At 60.0% G+C, this 16,790-nt stretch carries 19 protein-coding genes and 1 pseudogene; 11 read left to right on the top strand and 9 right to left on the bottom strand.

The genetic code is table 11. The features are described from left to right. Nucleotides 1-67 precede the first annotated feature (67 nt). Together ACLGL5_RS32050 and ACLGL5_RS32045 are read left to right on the top strand one after the other, a co-directional pair. Nucleotides 68-799 carry an MBL fold metallo-hydrolase gene (locus ACLGL5_RS32050; protein WP_069092885.1) on the top strand — a complete coding sequence of 244 codons (732 nt, stop codon included), beginning with the start codon at nt 68-70 and terminating at the stop codon, nt 797-799. Next, on the top strand, nt 796-2,055 hold the full coding sequence (locus ACLGL5_RS32045) for an MFS transporter (protein WP_069092884.1): 1,260 nt from the start codon (nt 796-798) through the stop codon (nt 2,053-2,055). The genes ACLGL5_RS32050 and ACLGL5_RS32045 overlap by 4 nt, the downstream gene beginning before the upstream one ends. Here the strand turns inward: ACLGL5_RS32045 and ACLGL5_RS32040 are convergent. From ACLGL5_RS32040 to ACLGL5_RS32030, 3 genes are read right to left on the bottom strand one after another with little or no spacing between them, the layout of a single operon-like run. Next, nucleotides 2,052-2,720: a tetratricopeptide repeat protein gene (locus ACLGL5_RS32040; RefSeq protein WP_069092883.1), complete on the bottom strand. Its 669-nt coding sequence runs from the start codon at nt 2,718-2,720 to the stop codon at nt 2,052-2,054. The genes ACLGL5_RS32045 and ACLGL5_RS32040 overlap by 4 nt on opposite strands. Nucleotides 2,721-2,773: 53 nt before the next feature. After that, the gene (locus ACLGL5_RS32035; protein WP_069092882.1) at nt 2,774-3,136 is read right to left on the bottom strand and encodes a hypothetical protein; all 363 of its coding nucleotides are present in this window, start codon (nt 3,134-3,136) and stop codon (nt 2,774-2,776) included. Nucleotides 3,137-3,148: 12 nt separating this feature from the next. Continuing rightward, nucleotides 3,149-3,643 carry a winged helix-turn-helix domain-containing protein gene (locus ACLGL5_RS32030; protein ID WP_494372832.1) on the bottom strand — a complete coding sequence of 165 codons (495 nt, stop codon included), beginning with the start codon at nt 3,641-3,643 and terminating at the stop codon, nt 3,149-3,151. Between the two features lie 133 nt (nt 3,644-3,776). Between ACLGL5_RS32030 and ACLGL5_RS32025 the strand changes: the two genes are divergently transcribed. From ACLGL5_RS32025 to ACLGL5_RS32010, 4 genes are all read left to right on the top strand, one after another. Next, entirely contained in the window at nt 3,777-3,995 is a 219-nt protein-coding gene (locus tag ACLGL5_RS32025) for a hypothetical protein (RefSeq protein WP_069092880.1), read from the top strand. 107 nt (nt 3,996-4,102) lie between these two features. Next, entirely contained in the window at nt 4,103-4,420 is a 318-nt protein-coding gene (locus tag ACLGL5_RS32020) for an ArsR/SmtB family transcription factor (protein ID WP_069092879.1), read from the top strand. Further along, the gene (locus ACLGL5_RS32015) at nt 4,417-4,920 is read left to right on the top strand and encodes an SRPBCC family protein (protein ID WP_069092878.1); all 504 of its coding nucleotides are present in this window, start codon (nt 4,417-4,419) and stop codon (nt 4,918-4,920) included. The genes ACLGL5_RS32020 and ACLGL5_RS32015 overlap by 4 nt, the downstream gene beginning before the upstream one ends. Nucleotides 4,921-4,972: 52 nt before the next feature. Further along, nucleotides 4,973-5,386 (top strand): MAPEG family protein, encoded by a 414-nt coding sequence (locus ACLGL5_RS32010; protein ID WP_069092877.1) that lies wholly within the window; start codon nt 4,973-4,975, stop codon nt 5,384-5,386. A gap of 238 nt (nt 5,387-5,624) precedes the next feature. On the opposite strand, the gene ACLGL5_RS32005 is transcribed toward ACLGL5_RS32010, so the two are convergent. Further along, on the bottom strand, nt 5,625-5,852 hold the full coding sequence (locus ACLGL5_RS32005) for a helix-turn-helix domain-containing protein (protein WP_069093504.1): 228 nt from the start codon (nt 5,850-5,852) through the stop codon (nt 5,625-5,627). Between the two features lie 245 nt (nt 5,853-6,097). Between ACLGL5_RS32005 and ACLGL5_RS32000 the strand changes: the two genes are divergently transcribed. From ACLGL5_RS32000 to ACLGL5_RS31985, 4 genes and pseudogenes are all read left to right on the top strand, one after another. Further along, entirely contained in the window at nt 6,098-6,526 is a 429-nt protein-coding gene (locus ACLGL5_RS32000) for a hypothetical protein (RefSeq protein WP_069093503.1), read from the top strand. A gap of 208 nt (nt 6,527-6,734) precedes the next feature. Then, the gene (locus tag ACLGL5_RS31995) at nt 6,735-6,995 is read left to right on the top strand and encodes a hypothetical protein (protein WP_141700969.1); all 261 of its coding nucleotides are present in this window, start codon (nt 6,735-6,737) and stop codon (nt 6,993-6,995) included. Continuing rightward, a complete protein-coding gene (locus ACLGL5_RS31990) occupies nt 6,992-8,704 on the top strand; it encodes a recombinase family protein (RefSeq protein WP_494372831.1) in 1,713 nt (570 codons plus the stop codon). Before ACLGL5_RS31995 ends, ACLGL5_RS31990 begins: the two co-directional genes overlap by 4 nt. Before the next feature lie 153 nt (nt 8,705-8,857). Beyond that, a pseudogene (locus tag ACLGL5_RS31985) lies at nt 8,858-9,985 on the top strand (IS30 family transposase); the annotation flags it as partial. Between the two features lie 227 nt (nt 9,986-10,212). On the opposite strand, the gene ACLGL5_RS31980 reads toward ACLGL5_RS31985, so the two are convergent. The 3 genes from ACLGL5_RS31980 to ACLGL5_RS31970 are packed head-to-tail and all read right to left on the bottom strand — an operon-like array spanning nt 10,213 to nt 12,205. After that, nucleotides 10,213-10,983, bottom strand: a complete 771-nt coding sequence (locus ACLGL5_RS31980) for a molybdopterin-dependent oxidoreductase (RefSeq protein ID WP_210184890.1) — start codon at nt 10,981-10,983, stop codon at nt 10,213-10,215. Beyond that, on the bottom strand, nt 10,899-11,945 hold the full coding sequence (locus tag ACLGL5_RS31975; protein ID WP_210184889.1) for a cytochrome b/b6 domain-containing protein: 1,047 nt from the start codon (nt 11,943-11,945) through the stop codon (nt 10,899-10,901). The genes ACLGL5_RS31980 and ACLGL5_RS31975 overlap by 85 nt, the downstream gene beginning before the upstream one ends. 44 nt (nt 11,946-11,989) lie before the next feature. Next, nucleotides 11,990-12,205 carry a hypervirulence associated TUDOR domain-containing protein gene (locus ACLGL5_RS31970; RefSeq protein WP_069092875.1) on the bottom strand — a complete coding sequence of 72 codons (216 nt, stop codon included), beginning with the start codon at nt 12,203-12,205 and terminating at the stop codon, nt 11,990-11,992. Between the two features lie 198 nt (nt 12,206-12,403). Between ACLGL5_RS31970 and ACLGL5_RS31965 the strand changes: the two genes are divergently transcribed. After that, nucleotides 12,404-12,970 (top strand): DUF488 domain-containing protein, encoded by a 567-nt coding sequence (locus ACLGL5_RS31965; protein ID WP_069092874.1) that lies wholly within the window; start codon nt 12,404-12,406, stop codon nt 12,968-12,970. Nucleotides 12,971-12,999: 29 nt separating this feature from the next. Here ACLGL5_RS31965 and pgm read toward each other — a convergent pair whose 3' ends face one another. Further along, nucleotides 13,000-14,661 (bottom strand): phosphoglucomutase (alpha-D-glucose-1,6-bisphosphate-dependent), encoded by a 1,662-nt coding sequence (pgm, locus tag ACLGL5_RS31960; RefSeq protein ID WP_210184888.1) that lies wholly within the window; start codon nt 14,659-14,661, stop codon nt 13,000-13,002. A gap of 10 nt (nt 14,662-14,671) precedes the next feature. Further along, on the bottom strand, nt 14,672-16,783 hold the full coding sequence (tkt, locus tag ACLGL5_RS31955; protein ID WP_069092873.1) for a transketolase: 2,112 nt from the start codon (nt 16,781-16,783) through the stop codon (nt 14,672-14,674). Between the last annotated feature and the right edge of the window lie 7 nt (nt 16,784-16,790).

The following is a 16,790-nucleotide window of genomic DNA, read 5'->3' as shown; positions in this document are numbered from 1 at the left end:
GCCGCCCTGTCAAGCTTCGACCCATTTCGCTGGGCCGATGACGGCTGCCCATGAAGGACACATCCCCATGATCCTGCGCCAGTTTCTTCATTCCGACCCCGTCGCCGTGTCCTACCTCTTTGGCTGCGGCGGCAAGGCATCCGCTGCGGTCGTTGATCCCGTTGGCGACGTTCAACCCTATCTCGATGCGGCCAAGGCCACCGGCATGCGCATCCTCTATGTGATCGATACGCATATCCATGCAGATCATGTCTCGGCCGGCCGCGCCCTCGCCCAAGCCGCCGGCGCGGAATACGTTCTGCATGAGAGTGCAGCTGCCGACTTTCCGTTCCGTGGGGTCAAGGACGGCGAGGTGCTTGAACTCGGCAATGTCACCGCGCAGATCATGCACACGCCCGGCCATACGCCCGAGCACATTGCATTGCTGGTGACCGACCGCACACGTACCGTCGAACCGTGGTTCGTGCTGACCGGCCATACGCTGATGGTCGGCGATCTTGGCCGCACCGAGCTCGCCTCGAGCGCGCAGGATGGCGCGCGTCGCCTGTTTGCCAGCGCCCAGCGCCTCAAGGACCTGCCCGACCACGTCGAGATATTGCCCGGCGCCTTTTCCGGGTCGGTATGCGGCCGGTCGCTCAGCGGCAAGCCGACATCGACCATCGGTTTTGAGAAGCGTTTCAACAAGGCTTTTCGCATCGCTGATGAGGACGAATTCGTCGCGGCCATGGTGGCCGATATTCCCCCGCCACCACCGGAGGCGGCACGCACCCGGGCGCTGAATGCCGGAGCCGCCCAGTGAGTGAAGCCGGCCTTGCGCCGCGCGTTGCCCTCGGGCTCAAAGCCAACTGGCAGCAGTTCTCGCTCCTGGTGCTGATCAACGCCTTTGTTGGCGGCATGGTGGGCATCGAGCGTACTGTCGTGCCGCTCATCGGCTCGGAAGAGTTCGGTATCGCTTCGACGACGCTGGTCGTCTCCTTCATCGTCAGCTTCGGCGTGGTGAAGGCCTTCGCCAATCTCATCTCTGGTCAGCTAGCCGATACATGGGGCCGCAAGCGCGTGCTCATTCTTGGCTGGCTGTTTGGGCTGCCGGTGCCGCTCATCATCATCTGGGCGCCGAGCTGGGGCTGGATCATCGCCGCGAACGCCTTGCTTGGCATCAGCCAGGGGTTTGCCTGGTCGATGACTGTGATCATGAAGGTCGACCTTGTCGGCCCCAAAGGACGAGGCATGGCAGTCGGCCTCAACGAGTTCGCCGGCTATTTCGCAGTCGGCGTCACGGCCTTTCTCACCGGATATCTCGCTGGGCAATACGGCCTACGGCCGGTGCCGATCTATCTCGGCGTGGCATACGCCCTGCTTGGAACCATCCTCTCGCTCGTACTGGTGCGCGACACGCGGGACCATGTTCGGGTGGAGATGGACAGTCACGTCAAAAAAGCCTCGCCGATTTCCTTCCGAGAGGTGTTCGCCCTCACCACCTTCCGAGACCGCAATCTGTTCGCCGCCTCACAGGCAGGGCTGGTCAACAATCTCAATGACGGCATGAGCTGGGGCATCTTCCCGCTGTTCTTCGCCGCCAACGGCCTGGGCATCGAGCGCATTGGCATCCTGAAGGCCGTCTATCCCGGGGTGTGGGGACTGTTGCAGGTCGCCACAGGCCCTTTAAGCGATCGCTGGGGGCGCAAGGGCCTGATCGCGGCAGGGATGTGGGTGCAAGCAGGCGCGCTGCTCCTGACTGCCTTGACGCGTGACTTTCGCTGGTGGCTGCTGGCGAGCGTTCTGCTCGGGCTCGGCACCGCCATGGTGTATCCAAGCCTGATTGCTGCGGTATCGGACGCCTCGCACCCTTCGTGGCGCGCCCGTTCGCTCAGCGTCTATCGGTTCTGGCGCGATCTTGGCTACGCAATCGGCGCGCTCTCGGCCGGCCTCATCGCCGATTTCTTTGGTCTGGCCTCGGCGATCGCAGCGATTGCGGGTCTGACCTTCGTGTCTGGCGTGATCGTAGCCGCATTGATGAAAGACCATCCGACCGGCGCGCCGCTCGTCAACGCCTAAACGCTGCTTGTGGGATGTCCGCTTCGCTCCGAAAGCGACTGCTGCGCGGCTCGCTCCGGCAGGCCGGCATTACGGAGATTCTTGCAGAAGTGCTCACGGTAAGCGGCATCACTATAGGGCGCGAGCTTCCGATCGGCCCATTTTTCCAACGTGGCGCCGGAATCTAGTTCGAGAGCGCGTTGCACCGATTTCTGGGCCTGCTGCTGATTCCCGGCGGCGGCGAAGCTGGCGCCCTGATAGATCCGCATGATGGCGCTATCCAGCGAGCGCAGGCTGGCGAAGGTGGCGACGGCCTTGTCATACTGGCGGGCATCGAAATAAATCTGGCCCAGTTGGGAAGTGTACCATTCATAGTGAAACGGATTGAGGCGCATGGCCTTTCGTGCGTGCTCGATGCCCTCTTCCGCCCTGCCCGCATAGCTCAGGCAAAGAGCATAGTCGGTCGTCACGTCGGCGTCGTTAGGATTGCATTCGAGGGCCTTCCGGAAGACCTCAAGCGCTACACCATGATTCAATGAATACAAATGATAGTTAGCAAAAGCCCAATAGGACCAGGAATCGCCATCGTCGCAGGCAATCGCCTCCACCGCCCATCGGCGGGCCAGTTCCATCGAGACGTCATGGTCGTCGGCCCAGCCGCAACAGGCGTCGACTATGTGACTCATGGCCATTTTGCTATAGGCCTTGGCAAACCTCGGATCACATTCGATTGCCCTGGTCAGATGCTCCCTGGCAAGGCTCTCTCTCCTTCCTTGGTCAAACGGCAGGCATCAATGGCGCGCTGGAGATGGTCCAGGGCGACGAAACTCTCGAGTCCGGCGGACTTGCTTCGGTCACGCCAGGCCTTGCCGAGCCTGCCGCCATAGCCGGACGCAAGCGTACCGATGATCGTCCCGGTGATTTCGTCCTGGACTGAGAAGATATCCGTCAGTTGCCGGTCATAGGTCTCGGTCCAAAGCTGCCGGCTCTCGGCTCCGTCGACAAGTTGGACCGAGACGCGGATGCGATCACCAGCTTTCTGAACACTTCCCTCCAGAATGTAGCGAACCGAAAGTTCACGCGCGGCCTCAGCCGATGTCACCGGCCGGTTCCGCTAGGCCAGGGTGGAAGACCTGTCGATGACGAACAACTCGTGAAAGCGCCCGAGGCTGGCGACGATGTTGAGCGCCAATCCTTGGCAGAACATGTCCTGCGCCGCATCGCCGCTCATGTTGTCGAAGGGAAGAACGGCGATGGACGGCCTGGGCGGCGCCCGAGCTTCCGCAGGGGTCGCGAAGGGCCTCGGACCGGCATATTTATAGCCGCGACCATGCACGGTTACGATCATCTCGGCGGGCAGCTGTTTTCGCAGCGCCGAAATGTGGACCTGCAGTGTGTTCTCCTCCACCACTACGCCGGGCCAGACCGCATCGAAGAGTTCGGTCTTGCCGATCACTTCGTCGGGCCGCTCCAGCAACGTAGCGAAGATGTCGAAGCCCCGCGCCGAAAGTTCCATTGGCCCGTTGGGGCCAAGCAGCAGTCGTTCGGCTCGTTTCAGGCGATAGTTCCCAAACTCCAAGTCCATCTGGCCAAGAACCTGTGTCACCACAGCAGGATACTCCAAGAGGGTGCAGAAGGCGAACGTCCGTTCAGGCCTATTCAGGAGTGTTCAGGACTTTCCAGATCCAAGCCAAGGACGTGAGTGGGCAGCGGCGTCATTCTTCCGGCCGCAGGAGGACACCATGGCCGACATTTCCGCAAAGACCCCGGTCACCATCCGCCGCCTTAGCCCGGCACGGTCAAGCTTTCCGAGGCTCGAAATCGGCGCATCGCTTGCCGCCATATCCAGCTTGGTGGGCGATGCGCTAAACTTGGCCTACGTGGCCCCCTACATCAGCTTCCGTCGCCAGCCGCAAGTCGTTGCGGACGATGGTCTCAAAGGTCGGGATCCCACTTGGTGAGGAGATCCTTGCCTGGCGATGGCCGTGAGGTCCGGAGCGGGCCAAGGTTCCGGAGTGTCGACCGCGCAGGTTGACAAAAGGGAGCCCGTCGATCTAAGTTCGCGTTAGTGGCCACTAATGCGAAATATTGGGCAGCGCTCGGCGACCCGACACGGCGCAAGATCTTCGAACTGCTGGTCGACCAGCCCAGTTCGGTCAGCGGGCTGGCCAATGCGCTGCCCGTGACAAGGCCGGCGGTCTCGCAACACCTGAAGGTCCTCAAGGAGGCCGGGCTGGTCGGTGACACGCGCTCCGGCAAGGAACGCATCTATCGGATTGATCCGGATGGCCTCGCGGCCTTTCGGGCAGAGATCGACCAGTTCTGGGTGAAGACGCTCGCGGGCTACAAGCTGGCAGTCGAGCAACCGACGAAGGACGAGACATGATCAAGCAACCAGGACCCGCTCCCGTCAGGCATTCCGTCCTCGTCGAAGCGACAATCGCGCGCGCCTTCAAAGTGTTCACCGAAGATTTCGGCAGCTTCAAACCACGCGAGCACAATCTTTTGGGGGTGCCAATCGCCGAGACGATCTTCGAACCTCGGGTCGGCGGTCACGTCTACGATCGCGGCGTCGATGGCAGCGAATGCCGCTTCGCCCGGGTGCTGGCCTACGATCCGCCCAACCGGCTGGTTCTCAGTTGGGACATCAGCCCGCGATGGCAGATCGAGACCGACCTGAGCAAGACCAGCGAGTGGGAAGTCCGGTTCACGGCCGAGACAGAAAAAAGAACCCGGGTTGAGATCGAACATCGGAATTTCGAACGCCACGGCGAAGGCTGGGAGGGTGTGCGCGGTGGAGTTGGTAGCGATCAGGGTTGGCCGCTGTACCTACAGCGGTTCCAGGACCTTTTCACCGTCGAGCGGCCTGACAACGCAGCCGGTTAAAGGGCGCGCACGCTCGATTTTGCCCACCGCGATTCTTGGGAGCGGAGATGAAATGGAAGTCTATTGGTTAAGCATCCTCGGCGTGCTCACGCTCTGTTTGCTATCGGTAGTGTTGGCAATCTACTCCGGTTCGTCAAAGGGATTTGCAGGGGCACTTTCAGGGCCGGTGATCCCGGCAGACGACGAAAACTTGCTCTATAGGGTCGACCGCGTCCACATGAATTCGGTCGAGGCACTGGCGCCCTTTGTCGTGCCCGCGGTGCTAGCGATGATGGTTGGTGTTAGGCCGGCCATTTTGGCGGCGCTTGTGGGCGCCCACCTAGGGATCCGCCTGCTCCATTTGGGAATCTACCTGCGTGGCGGAAACGCCGCCAAGGGAGGCAGCGTCAGGACGATTCTGTACGTCTCTGGAGCACTGGTTACGCTTGTTCTCATACTTGCGACTGGATGGGCAGCGCTCAATTGACGCGTTGGTCTCACGCCTCCGCAGGTTGCTCGCGTTTGTCAGAGACTCAGAGACTCAGAAGCTCTGTCGCGCGATGCTGGCCCCTAGCACATCCCCCCACCCAAGCGTTGACCGCCAGCAATGTCTGCTTGCATGAGTTGGCAAAGCCGGTCCCAACCGCTGACATGAGGTGCAAAGCCGCCGCTCGCTCGCTACGGCGCCCGTTTTGAGGCGCGCGCGCGAGCGGCTACGCGCGCGCCTAGTCCAAACGACCGCTCTTCGATTTACGAATGAGAACCTCCGGCTCCATTCCGAGCGCGTCGGCGATGCGTCCGAGAACCGTGACACTGGCCGAAACGTCAGCGCGTTCAATCGCGCCTATGTAGCGAGAGCTCAAACCTGAGCGCTCTGCTAACTCCTCTTGCGTCAGATGCCTCTTGTTCCTGGCGTGCCGCAAATTGATAGCGAAGATTTCCTTCAGGTCCATCCCGAGACATAACTCGCGAATGGAACGATCATTCCAGGAACGATAGTTCCTATTCGTAGTTTTGTATGCTATGAAGTGAACCCCCTTCGTCAGCATGATGGTCATGTGAAATGAACGACGCCTCTGAGATTCCAGTCGATAGCGGTCGCTCCCTCGATCGCGTTCTGGCTCTGTGGAGCGAGTGGCAACAGGCCCGATATGTTTCGCTGGTGCTATGTCGGATGCAGCAGCGGTTAGAGGCGCGAATGATGGTCGATACCGGAATTCAGGTATTGACTGCAGGCGCATCCGCGCCGCGTCGAAGATCAGCAGCGACGTCCGCGGCAGGCGCTCAATACGCCATAGCGTGTGAAGCCGAGGTTTTTGCCATGACAGAGGTGCTCAAACTTCAGGACGCGATGATCGACCTCCGGTCTTCATCGCTCCGTGGCATTGTCGCTAAGTTGGAGATGATTATTGGTGCGGACCGCGATATCGGTGATCTCACCGATTTCCCATGGCCGCATATTGCATCCATCCTACGAGATTTGAAGGCGATCACGGGGGATCCAGGTTACAGTCGACCAGACCGCGCTATTACCCGTGCTGACGTGTTGCGCCATTGGAACAAAGCCACCAATCTCATGATGGCACTTTCGGACGAGGATCGCCGACGGAATGCGCCTGTCTTGTGAACGTCTCGTGGCCGTTTTGGGCATGGGCGCCCAGCCGAGGAGTACTATCCCGTGAGGAATGGTGCGGATAGGGGCAGCTTGGAAAGCCCGGCGACGCCCCGCAACGAGCTTCGTTATATGCGCAGTGCCGAAACCAGATCGCCGTCCAACCTCGTTAAGTCGACCTTTGTCCGAATTCTACGCTGCAGGGTACCAACTGCACGATTGATTGGACGTGTCTCTTTGCTCGTCGTTCGTCATCGCGATGCTAGCGTTCGTGAAGCCGGCACCAGACACAGGCGATGGTTCTTTTCTCCCCGAAACCGCCCCTTCGGTGGCGCCGGAGGAGCTTCGCAAAGCCATGCTTGAATTCGTAGAAGCGCTTGCTGTTGCTGACGCCAGACGCGATCATCTCGTCGCTGCCAGCTTTTCGATTGAACGCAGCTCCGTGCTTCATTCAGAGGGCATCCAGAAGGTTCCGGAAAAATGAGGCGAGCCGCTATCTATGCTCGCTTTTCGACCGAGCTCCAAAACGAGAGATCCACCTCCGATCAAATTGCGCTCTGCAGCGCTTATGCAATGCGCAATCACCTTAATATTGTTGCGGTCTATGAGGACAAAGCCCGCTCCGGGGCTTCAATGTTCGGTCGTGACGGACTCATGGACTTGATGGAGGCTGCACAGCACTCCACGTTCGACACCATTGTTGTAGAAGCGCTCGATCGTCTGTCACGCGATATGGCTGATCTCGCGGGTCTTCACAAACGACTATCCTTTCTGGGTATCGAAATTCAAGCTGTTCACGACGGCGTTGCCGATGCGGTGCTCATTGGTATTCGTGAACTCGTCGGTCAGATGCAAAGGGAGGACGGTGCCAAGAAGGTTCGAAGGGGCATGGCCGGCGTCGTCCGTGACGGACGTCATGCCGGAGGCCGAGCCTACGGTTATCGACCTGTCGTGGGCCGTCCTGGCGAACTGGAGATCATGGAACAGGAGGCAGAAGTTGTCCGGCGCATTTTTGCCGCGTATGCGGCCGGTCGAACTCCACGAGACCTAGCGGGCGATCTCAACCGGGATGGTATAGCGCCACCGCGGGGAATTCGCTGGAACGGTTCCACCATCAATGGAAATGCGCAACGCGGGGTAGGATTGCTCTTCAACGAGCTTTATGTGGGTCGGATCGTTTGGAACAAGGTCCGGATGCTGAAGAACCCTGATACTGGCAAACGGGTCTCCAGGCCAAATCCACAAGACCAATGGCAGACGAACGAAGTTCCGCATTTGCGCATTGTAGATGACGAAGTCTGGCGCAAGGCACAAGCGCTCAAAGCGGCGAGGTTGAAAGCGTCGTCTCATATCAAGCGTCGCCCGGCACATCTTTTATCCGGCCTACTCCGCTGCGGCGTCTGTGGATCGGGCATGTCAGTTCACGATCGGGATAAGACAGGCAAGACGCGCATCCGGTGCTCGGCAGTTCGCGAAAGCGGTAGTTGTTCCAACCGACGCATCATCTATCTGCCTGAGATTGAGAGCGCGGTCCTCGACGGCATGCGCGAGCAGTTGAACGCGCCGGAGCTGATCGAGGCATACATTCGGAAATATAACCAGGAGCGCCAAGAATTGGCCGCACAGGCGAATTCGACGCGCATTGCCTTAGAAGGCAAGCGCGATCGGACAGAAGGCGAACTTCAGCGAACCATCGACCTCGTGATCAGAAACGTTATTGCTGAGGAGGATGCCAAGCAGCGGATTGCGCAACTCAAGACGCAGCTTTCTCTAATCGAGGCGCAACTCTGCGGTCTCGATGAGCCACCATCGATTGTGGTACTCCACCCAGCCGCATTGCAGCGCTACACCGAAACCGTCGATGGTCTCTCAATGGCGTTGGCCGATCACGCGACTGCCCCAGATGACCGCGGCCCACTCGCCCAAAACTTCCGGGAGCTTGTTCACAGCGTCATTGTGCACCCAAAACCTGCCCGCAAAGGCTTCGAAATCGAGGTTAAGGGCAAACTTGCTGCTCTCATTGGCGGGGCCGCATTCCCCACCTCACGGCATATTGGAAAGCCCGCTCCGTTGGGCGGCCGCTATGGGGCGGCCGTTGGACACGATAGTGGGTTTGAAGTGGTAGCGGGAGAGCGCTACCGCCTTTCCCCCCATTCGGAAACCCCGCGATATTCTCTACGGTGTTGGGCGTGATGACCTACAGCGGTGCTGCAAAGACCGGCGGAGAACGGGAAAGTCTGACCCGAAGCCGATGTCCGTTTTCCACGACGCGAACGGCAGCTTTGCGCCGGTGGGTTCAATAGGTCGCCGCAACACTCTTAATCTGAGAGGATGAGGAGGTGTTGCATGGTGACTTCACGGATCTGGTTTACGTCAGCGCAGAAGGCCGAGCTTTGGGAGCGATGGAAGCAAGGTCAGAGCATTTTGTCGATCTCGCGGGCACTGGATCGCCGGAACAAGACCGGCGTTCAGCGGATCGTATCCTTACACGGCGGCATTGCTCCGTCAGCAAGGCGTAGAGCGGCCTCGGCGCTCGGGCTGGCGGAGCGCGAAGAGATCTCTCGCGGGATCGCGGCGGGTCTCGCAATACGCGCTATTGCACGAAGTCTCGGGCGATCCCCATCGACAATATGTCGCGAGATCTCGCGCAATGGCGGTGCACAAACGTATCGTGCAACCCGGGCTGACAAGCATGCTTGGGAGCGAGCGCTGCGCCCGAAGCAGTGTCGCCTGGCATGCTCTGGACGGCTACGATGGCGGGTGGCGCAAAAGCTGGCGCTGCAATGGTCGCCGGAGCAGATAGCGGGCTGGTTGAGGCGAGAGTACCCGGGCGATCCAAGCATGCGGATATCTCATGAAGCGATCTATCGCAGTCTATTCATCCAGTCGCGAGGGGTGCTCAAGAAGGAACTGACAGCGCACCTGCGTACCAAACGACAGATGCGCCTCGCCAAAGGCGCACAGAGCCGGACGGGGCAAGGACAAATACTCGATATGATCTCCATCCGCGACCGCCCCGCCGAGGCGGAGGATCGTGCCATCCCAGGTCATTGGGAGGGTGATCTGCTCACCGGTGCTAACGACACGAACATCGCCACCCTCGTCGAGCGACACAGCCGGTTCACTATGCTTGTGAAGTTGGCGAGAAGGGACTCGGCGACCGTCGTGAGGGCCATCGCCGAGAAGATCGGCACATTGCCCGAAGAGTTGCGGCGCTCGTTGACATGGGACCAGGGCAAGGAGATGGCTCGTCACAAGAGCTTCACCGTTGCCACCGACCTACAGGTCTACTTCTGCGATCCGCGCAGTCCCTGGCAGCGCGGCAGCAACGAAAATACCAACGGTCTGCTCAGGCAGTACTTCCCCAGAGCAACCAACTTCTCCCACGTCTCGCAGGACCAACTCTACGCCGTCGCCCTGCGGCTCAATCAGCGCCCCCGAAAAATCCTGGACTTCGAAACGCCGGCCGATAGGCTACAGAGAGTGTTGCGGCGACCTATTGAACTCACCGCCTCAATTCGGTCGTTCAGGCTGCTCTGCCCGCTACCTCAAAGCCGACATCCGACGGCAAGCCTGCAAATCGACGCAACATCATGCTCGTGCCTGAGGAAGAATTATCGCTGCATTCAGTTCGCGTCGCGCGGCGTCTGAAAACAGAAGAGAACGAAGGAACGGTCGGCGGCAATTTGCGGCTATTTCGATCAGATCGGCATGCGATAGCCGTAGAATTCATGATCCTCATTGTAACCGCCCTGACCCGCACCAAGGTCGGCGAAATCGCGCACGAACTCGATCGCTGCGACCCACTTGACCATCTTGAAACCAAGCTCGTTTTCGCAACGCAGCCGCAAAGGCGCGCCGTGCAAAACGCTCAGTGGCGCGCCATTCATCTCATAGGCTAGGATAGTCAGGTCGTGCCGCATATTTTCGATCTTGTGGACGTCGTAGTAGCGACCTCCATCGGCGCCGTCAGCCAGCGAGTAGAACACGGCGTAGAGGGCCGCCGGTGTCGGCTTCACTAGATTCAGAATATCGCGCATGGGCACGCCGCCCCATTCGGCAACGCCGGACCAACCCTGGATGCAGAAATGCGTCGTGATCTGGTCCTGTTTTGGCATTGCCTTTAGTTCGGCCAGGGAGAGCTGCCTCGGCGTCTCGACGAGCCCACTGATACGCAGCGCGTAGTCCGCGAAATTCTCGGCCACCAGATCGTCGAATTCCTTGGAATTAGGCATCGTGCCGTTCGGCCAGAAATAAGGCGAGATATCCCTCTTCGTCAGTTGGGCGCGCGGATCCCAGCCTTCTGCGACCCCCATCAGCCAGCCGATCATGAACGCGCCGGTGCGCTGCACCAATCGGGCGTGGCGAATGGTGAAGGGTGAGACGACTAGCCATGCTGCGAGGAGGATGGCCATCGCCACGAGGAACAGGGGGAAACCCGTCCATGAAGCGTCGTCGATGCCGGCGAACATATGGTTGGTATTCTGCCGGATGCCGGTGACGAAGACCATCGCGCCATGCGCCAGGATGAAGCCGACGAACCAGCCGAACGAGATGAAATGAACCGAGCGCATCGCCTGCCTGTTGACAACCGTCCGAATGAGCCCAATGCATTGGAGATCGCTGGGCTTTGCATGAGGCCGGTGAAGATCGAAACTGGTGCGGCGACGAAAACCGTGATGAAATAGCTGAGCTGCTGCAGGCCATTGTAGCGGGTCCAGCCCTCGTCGACCGGAAAGTTCAGTGAGGCATATTGGATAGCCGTCGAGAGCGCGGCCGGGAATACTTCCCAACTCATGGGCACCAGCCTGCGCCACTGATCGGTTGAAAAGAGGAGAATGTAGAAGGCTACCCCGTTGATCAGCCACAAGGGATTGACCGAGAAATGCCACCAGCGCGATAGGCCGAGCGTGTACCGGAGGCCCGGAATCCCAAGCCATGTCGGCAGCGTGACGGAATCATCCTTCGCCGTCCAGACGCGGTCCTTCGGCACCGGCACCTGGAAACGAAACCAATCGGTTCCCGGCGTGCAGTCTCGCCCCCAATACAGTCGTGGATGGTCGGCCAGGATTTGCAGGCCGGACCGCATGATGAAGAGCATAAAGAACATGTTCAGGAAATGTTGGACTTGCAGCCACCAGGGAAAACCAGAATCCACCAATGGGGTCGATTGAGCGATGCCCAGATGGTTCTGGATGAAGGCAGTCACGCCCGGAAGCTCGCGCAAGCTCTGTGCCACGGCAATCATGCAGAGCAGCGCGGCGGTGCCGATCGGCAGCGCCCACAGCGTATTGATCCAGTGAGTCCCAATGCGGATGCGTGGGAATATCCCCTGTTGCGGCGACATCCAATGATTGAGACGGATGCAGTCGTCGGCGTCGCTGAGCTTGGCGCGGAGCGGTTCGGACGAAGGAGGCTGCGAGTTGGTGGGCATCAGTCAACTGCCTTCTTTCGATCGATCGGCGTCTGGCGAAAGCGTCAGCCGCGAAGTCTGGTGAGCGCCGAATCCTTGTGAAAGGCGATGTGCTCGGTCTTGCTGCTTTTGATTTCGTATTGCGGTGCTTCCGCACTTGCATGGTGCATGTAGCCATGGACCTCGAAGTCGCGTGTGTGGACACGGACGATCGTGCCATTGACGCGCCCGGCTTCGGAATTCCAGCTCACGTGATCGCCGACTTTGAACCTATCCGCCATGAAGCTCGACCAGGGGTAACGTGGGTTCTCGCGGAACCTCTACGCCGTTCCGCACCTGGATGGAGCGGGTTGCACGGCGAGGAAGTGTAACTCAACCGTCGCGCTCGAATTCGGTTCCGGTGAATCGCTTCCCGATGTAGGCCTTTTTTGATCTGGACGATAAACCGGCTACGATCCGCAACGAGGTGGCCGGTCGCAATGCGCCGCCAGATTGGAATCGAAACGAACAGCTTCTTCACCGTAGGCCATTCCACGCGCACGATCGTCGAGTTCGGCGAACTGCTTGCGGAGTCTCGTGTCGATTTGGTTGTCGATGTGCGCTCGATGCCGCGTTCGCGTACCAATCCGCAGTTCAACGGCGAAAGCCTTCCGGCAGCGTTGGCGCCGTGGCGCATCGGCTATGAGCATATCGCTGCGCTTGGTGGCTTGCGGGGCATAGCGCGTGGGTCGGAACCTTCCCCTAATAGCTATTGGCGCGTACGTGGTTTTCGCAACTACGCAGACTATGCGCTGACCGAGCCGTTCGCCAAAGGCTTGGCGCAACTGCGAGAGCTCGGCAGCCGGCATCGCTGCGCAATAATGTGCGCGGAAGCCGTCTGGTGGCGGTGCCACCGCCGCATCATTTCCGACTACCTGCTCGCAGAGGGCGAACGCGTCATGCATATCCTTGGGGCCGATCATGTCGAGGAGGCCAGCCTGACACCAGGTGCTGTTGTGCGCGATGATGGAACGATTGTTTATCCCGGGGAGCTCCTCGGGAAATAGGTATCGATCACCGCCAGCGGTAAGCCGATTCAGTTTCCTTTGGTTGCCCCGAGCACATGGCCGACGATCGTCTGTGCCTCGGAGAGGATGGCGCGCAGATGGTCCTGTCCGCGAAAACTCTCCCCGTAGATCTTGTAGATCTCCTCGGTGCCTGAAGGGCGCGCGGCAAACCAGCCGTTTTCCGTGGACACCTTGACGCCGCCGATTTCGGCATTGTTGCCCGGCGCTCGGCTGAGCACCGATCGGATCGTTTCCCCGGCCAAGGTCTTAGACGTGATCTCATGCGGTGAAAGCTTCGACAGTTTCTCTTTTTGTGCTGGGGTTGCGATTGCCTGGAGCCGATCGGCGACGGGTTCACCCAACTCCTCCGTCAGGTCGCGATAGACCTCGCCGGGATCGCGACCCATCCTTGCCGTGATCTCGGCCGACAGCAACGCCGGAACGATGCCGTCCTTGTCGGTCGTCCAGACGGCACCGTTGCGGCGCTTGAACGTCGCTCCAGCACTTTCCTCGCCACAAAACCCCAGGGAGCCGTCCTGAAGGCCCTCGGCGAACCATTTGAAACCGACCGGCACTTCATACAGTCTGCGCTTCAACCTCGCGCTGACGCGATCGATCATCTGGCTGCTCACCACCGTTTTTCCAACTGCGGCGTCCTTGCGCCATTCAGGGCGATGCTGGAACAGGTAGTCTATCGCAACCGACAAGTAATGATTGGGCGGCAGCAGTCCGGTACTGCGCGTGACGATGCCGTGCCGGTCGTGATCGGTGTCGCATGCAAAGGCGATGTCGAATTTGTCTTTCAGGCTGATCAAGCCTTGCATGGCGTAGGATGAAGACGGGTCCATACGAATCTGGCCATCCCAATCGACCGTCATGAAACGAAAGGTAGGATCGACCTGCCGATTGACCATGGTCAGGTCGTGCTTGTAGCGGTCGGCAATGGCGGGCCAGTAGTGGACTCCCGCGCCGCCGAGCGGGTCGACGCCCATGCGGATATGCGCTCCGCGAATGGCATCCATGTCGATGACATCGCCGAGATCGTTCACGTAAGTGTTCAAGAAGTCGTGGGAATGGACTGTAGGCGCGTGGAGGGCCTTCTCGAACGGCATCCGCCGCACACCTTTCAGGCCGTTGCCAAGCAGATCATTGGCCTGTTTTTCGATCCAGCCGGTGACATCGGTATCCGCCGGCCCGCCATTGGGCGGGTTGTACTTGAAGCCCCCGTCGCGGGGTGGATTGTGCGACGGCGTGATGACGATGCCATCGGCAAGCCCGGTCTTGCGGCCGTTGTTGTAGTTGAGGATTGCGTGGGAGATGGCCGGGGTGGGCGTATACTCGCCACCGGTCGCCATCATCACCTCCGCTCCGTTCGCGGCCAGCACCTCAAGGGCGCTTATAAAGGCTGGCTCCGACAGAGCATGTGTATCGATGCCGACGAATATGGGACCGTCGATTGCCAGTCGCTTGCGGTAGAGGCAAATGGCCTGGCTGATTGCCAGCACATGCGCCTCGTTGAACGTGTTCTCAAACGCTGTGCCGCGATGCCCGGATGTCCCGAACGCCACACGCTGCAAGGGGTTGGCAGGGTCGGGTGCCTGGCTGTAATAGGCGGTGACGAGCTTGGCGACGTTGACCAGCAGGTCAGCCGGGGCCGGCTTTCCGGCCAATGAACTGATTTTCATGGTCATACTGGTCGCCTCATTCGGTTCGGGCAATCCCGACCTGTGCGGTTGACGGGCGGCCCGCAATTTGCGCCTTGGCAGCCGCAACGACGTGTGCCGGCTCGAATCCGAAGTGTTGTGCGACGACCTTCGATGGAGCGGACAGGCCGAAACTATGCAACGCGAGGATGGTGCCGTCGAAGCCCGTATAACGCTCCCATCCGAAACCGGACGCTTCCTCCACTGCCACGCGGGCGGTTATCGTTGGCGGCAGGACGGTGTCGCGATACTCCTTTGGTTGGCTTTCGAACAATTCCCATGACGGCATGCTGACGACGCGTGCCTTGATGCCCTCCACTTTCAGCTGTTCATAGGCGGTCACGCACAGCGCGACCTCACTGCCGGTCGCCAGCAGCAGGACGTCGGGTCTGCCGTTGGGAGCGTCGGCCAGTACATAGGCGCCCTGCGCCACGCCGTTTGCGCTTGCGTAGGTCGAGCGATCGAGTGTCGGCACCGCCTGTCGCGTCAGCACGAGGCAGACAGGCCTGTCCTTGAGATGAATGATGACTTTCCATGCCTCTATGACCTCATTCGCATCCGCTGGGCGCAGCACGATCATGCCGGGCATGGCGCGGAACGAGGCAAGCTGCTCGATGGGCTGGTGCGTTGGTCCGTCCTCGCCGAGGCTGATGGAATCATGGGGCCAGATGGAGATCAGCGGGAGCTCCATCATCGAGCTCAGCCGTAGCGCCGCGCGGCAGTAGTCGGTGAAGATCAGGAAGCTGGAGACGAACGGCCGCAGCTTCGACAGGCTCATGCCGTTGCCGATGGCACACATGGCATGTTCGCGCAGGCCAAAGTGGAAATTCCGCCCGCGGTAGCTGACCGCCTGTTCACCCTCGGAGCTCTGAAAGTCGCCGGCAAAGTCAAAATCGAGGTTTGTCTTGGTTGACGGCGACAGGTCCGCCGCGCCACCCAGCAGCCATGGCAAATGTTCCGCAATGGCGTTCAACACCTGGCCGGACGAGTCGCGTGTCGCGAGGCCTTTCGCATCGGCTGAGAAGGCGGGCAACGTGGCGTCCCAGGCGGAGGGAGCTTCGCGTCGCTGTATCTGGTCGATCTGTTTGGCCAGGTCGGGATATTGCAACCGGTAAGCGGAAAACAATTTCCGCCAGGCGGCATGAGCGGCGTCCCCACGCTTGCCCATATATGCGCGGAAATGCGCCACGACCCCTTCCGGAACCTTGAAATCGGCGTCCGGATCCCAGCCGTAGAATTCCTTCGTCAGCCGAACTTCTTCGGCGCCCAGCGGCTCTCCGTGCGCTTTGTTTGTGTCCTGCTTATGCGGCGCGCCATAACCGATATGGCTTTGAACGATGATCAGCGTGGGGCGGTCATGCCTATCGATGAACGTCTGATAAGCCTTGTCCAGCAACATCAGATCGTTTGCATCGCTTACCCGCTCGACATGCCATCCGTACGCGAGGAAGCGGGTTGCCACGTCTTCGGTGAATGTAAGGCCAGTCGGCCCCTCGATGGTGATGTGGTTGTCGTCATAAATCCAGCAGAGGTTCGACAATCTGAGGTGTCCGGCCAGCGATGCCGCCTCGTTGCTGAGCCCTTCCATCATGTCGCCGTCACTGCACAGCGCATAGACGTTGTGCGAGAACAGATCATAGTCGGGTCGATTGTAAGTAGCGGCCAGCCACCGTTCCGCAATTGCCATTCCGACGCTTGTTGCCGCACCTTGTCCGAGTGGCCCCGCGGTGGTTTCCACGCCCGACGTCCAGCCATATTCTGGATGCCCCGTGCAATGGCTTCCTGCCTGGCGAAAACTCTTGAGATCGTCCAGCGTCACGGCAAGCCGGTCGCCCGATGGATAGCTCGCGCCCTTTGCCTTGACGCCGCACAGGTGAAGCAGGCTGTAGAGCAGGGCGCAGGCATGGCCGGCCGACAGCACGAAGCGGTCGCGGTTCGGCCAATCGGGGTCGGCAGGGTCGTAGCGAAGGAAGCGTTGCCACAGGCAATAGGCCATCGGCGCGGCATCCAGCGGCGTTCCGGGATGACCGGATTTTGCTTTCTGGACCGCATCGATTGAAAGCATTCGCAGCGTGTTGATGCTGAGCTGGTCGAGTGGCACCTGTTTCATGGGGATC

The organism is Mesorhizobium sp. U510, assembly GCF_059180695.1.
Note: the sequence above shows the minus strand (reverse complement) of the source record. Positions and strands in the feature narration are given on the sequence as shown.

Excerpts from the sequence above, each read along its gene's own strand:
- tkt (WP_069092873.1), bottom strand. The coding sequence starts at position 16,783 with ATGAAACAGGTGCCACTCGACCAGCTCAGCATCAACACGCTGCGAATG.
- ACLGL5_RS32015 (WP_069092878.1), top strand. The coding sequence starts at position 4,417 with ATGATCAAGCAACCAGGACCCGCTCCCGTCAGGCATTCCGTCCTCGTC.
- ACLGL5_RS32005 (WP_069093504.1), bottom strand. The coding sequence starts at position 5,852 with ATGGACCTGAAGGAAATCTTCGCTATCAATTTGCGGCACGCCAGGAAC.
- ACLGL5_RS31980 (WP_210184890.1), bottom strand. The coding sequence starts at position 10,983 with ATGTTCGCCGGCATCGACGACGCTTCATGGACGGGTTTCCCCCTGTTC.
- ACLGL5_RS31970 (WP_069092875.1), bottom strand. The coding sequence starts at position 12,205 with ATGGCGGATAGGTTCAAAGTCGGCGATCACGTGAGCTGGAATTCCGAA.
- ACLGL5_RS32000 (WP_069093503.1), top strand. The coding sequence starts at position 6,098 with ATGATGGTCGATACCGGAATTCAGGTATTGACTGCAGGCGCATCCGCG.
- ACLGL5_RS32025 (WP_069092880.1), top strand. The coding sequence starts at position 3,777 with ATGGCCGACATTTCCGCAAAGACCCCGGTCACCATCCGCCGCCTTAGC.
- ACLGL5_RS31990 (WP_494372831.1), top strand. The coding sequence starts at position 6,992 with ATGAGGCGAGCCGCTATCTATGCTCGCTTTTCGACCGAGCTCCAAAAC.
- pgm (WP_210184888.1), bottom strand. The coding sequence starts at position 14,661 with ATGACCATGAAAATCAGTTCATTGGCCGGAAAGCCGGCCCCGGCTGAC.
- ACLGL5_RS31965 (WP_069092874.1), top strand. The coding sequence starts at position 12,404 with ATGCGCCGCCAGATTGGAATCGAAACGAACAGCTTCTTCACCGTAGGC.
- ACLGL5_RS32010 (WP_069092877.1), top strand. The coding sequence starts at position 4,973 with ATGGAAGTCTATTGGTTAAGCATCCTCGGCGTGCTCACGCTCTGTTTG.
- ACLGL5_RS32050 (WP_069092885.1), top strand. The coding sequence starts at position 68 with ATGATCCTGCGCCAGTTTCTTCATTCCGACCCCGTCGCCGTGTCCTAC.
- ACLGL5_RS32040 (WP_069092883.1), bottom strand. The coding sequence starts at position 2,720 with ATGAGTCACATAGTCGACGCCTGTTGCGGCTGGGCCGACGACCATGAC.
- ACLGL5_RS31975 (WP_210184889.1), bottom strand. The coding sequence starts at position 11,945 with ATGCCCACCAACTCGCAGCCTCCTTCGTCCGAACCGCTCCGCGCCAAG.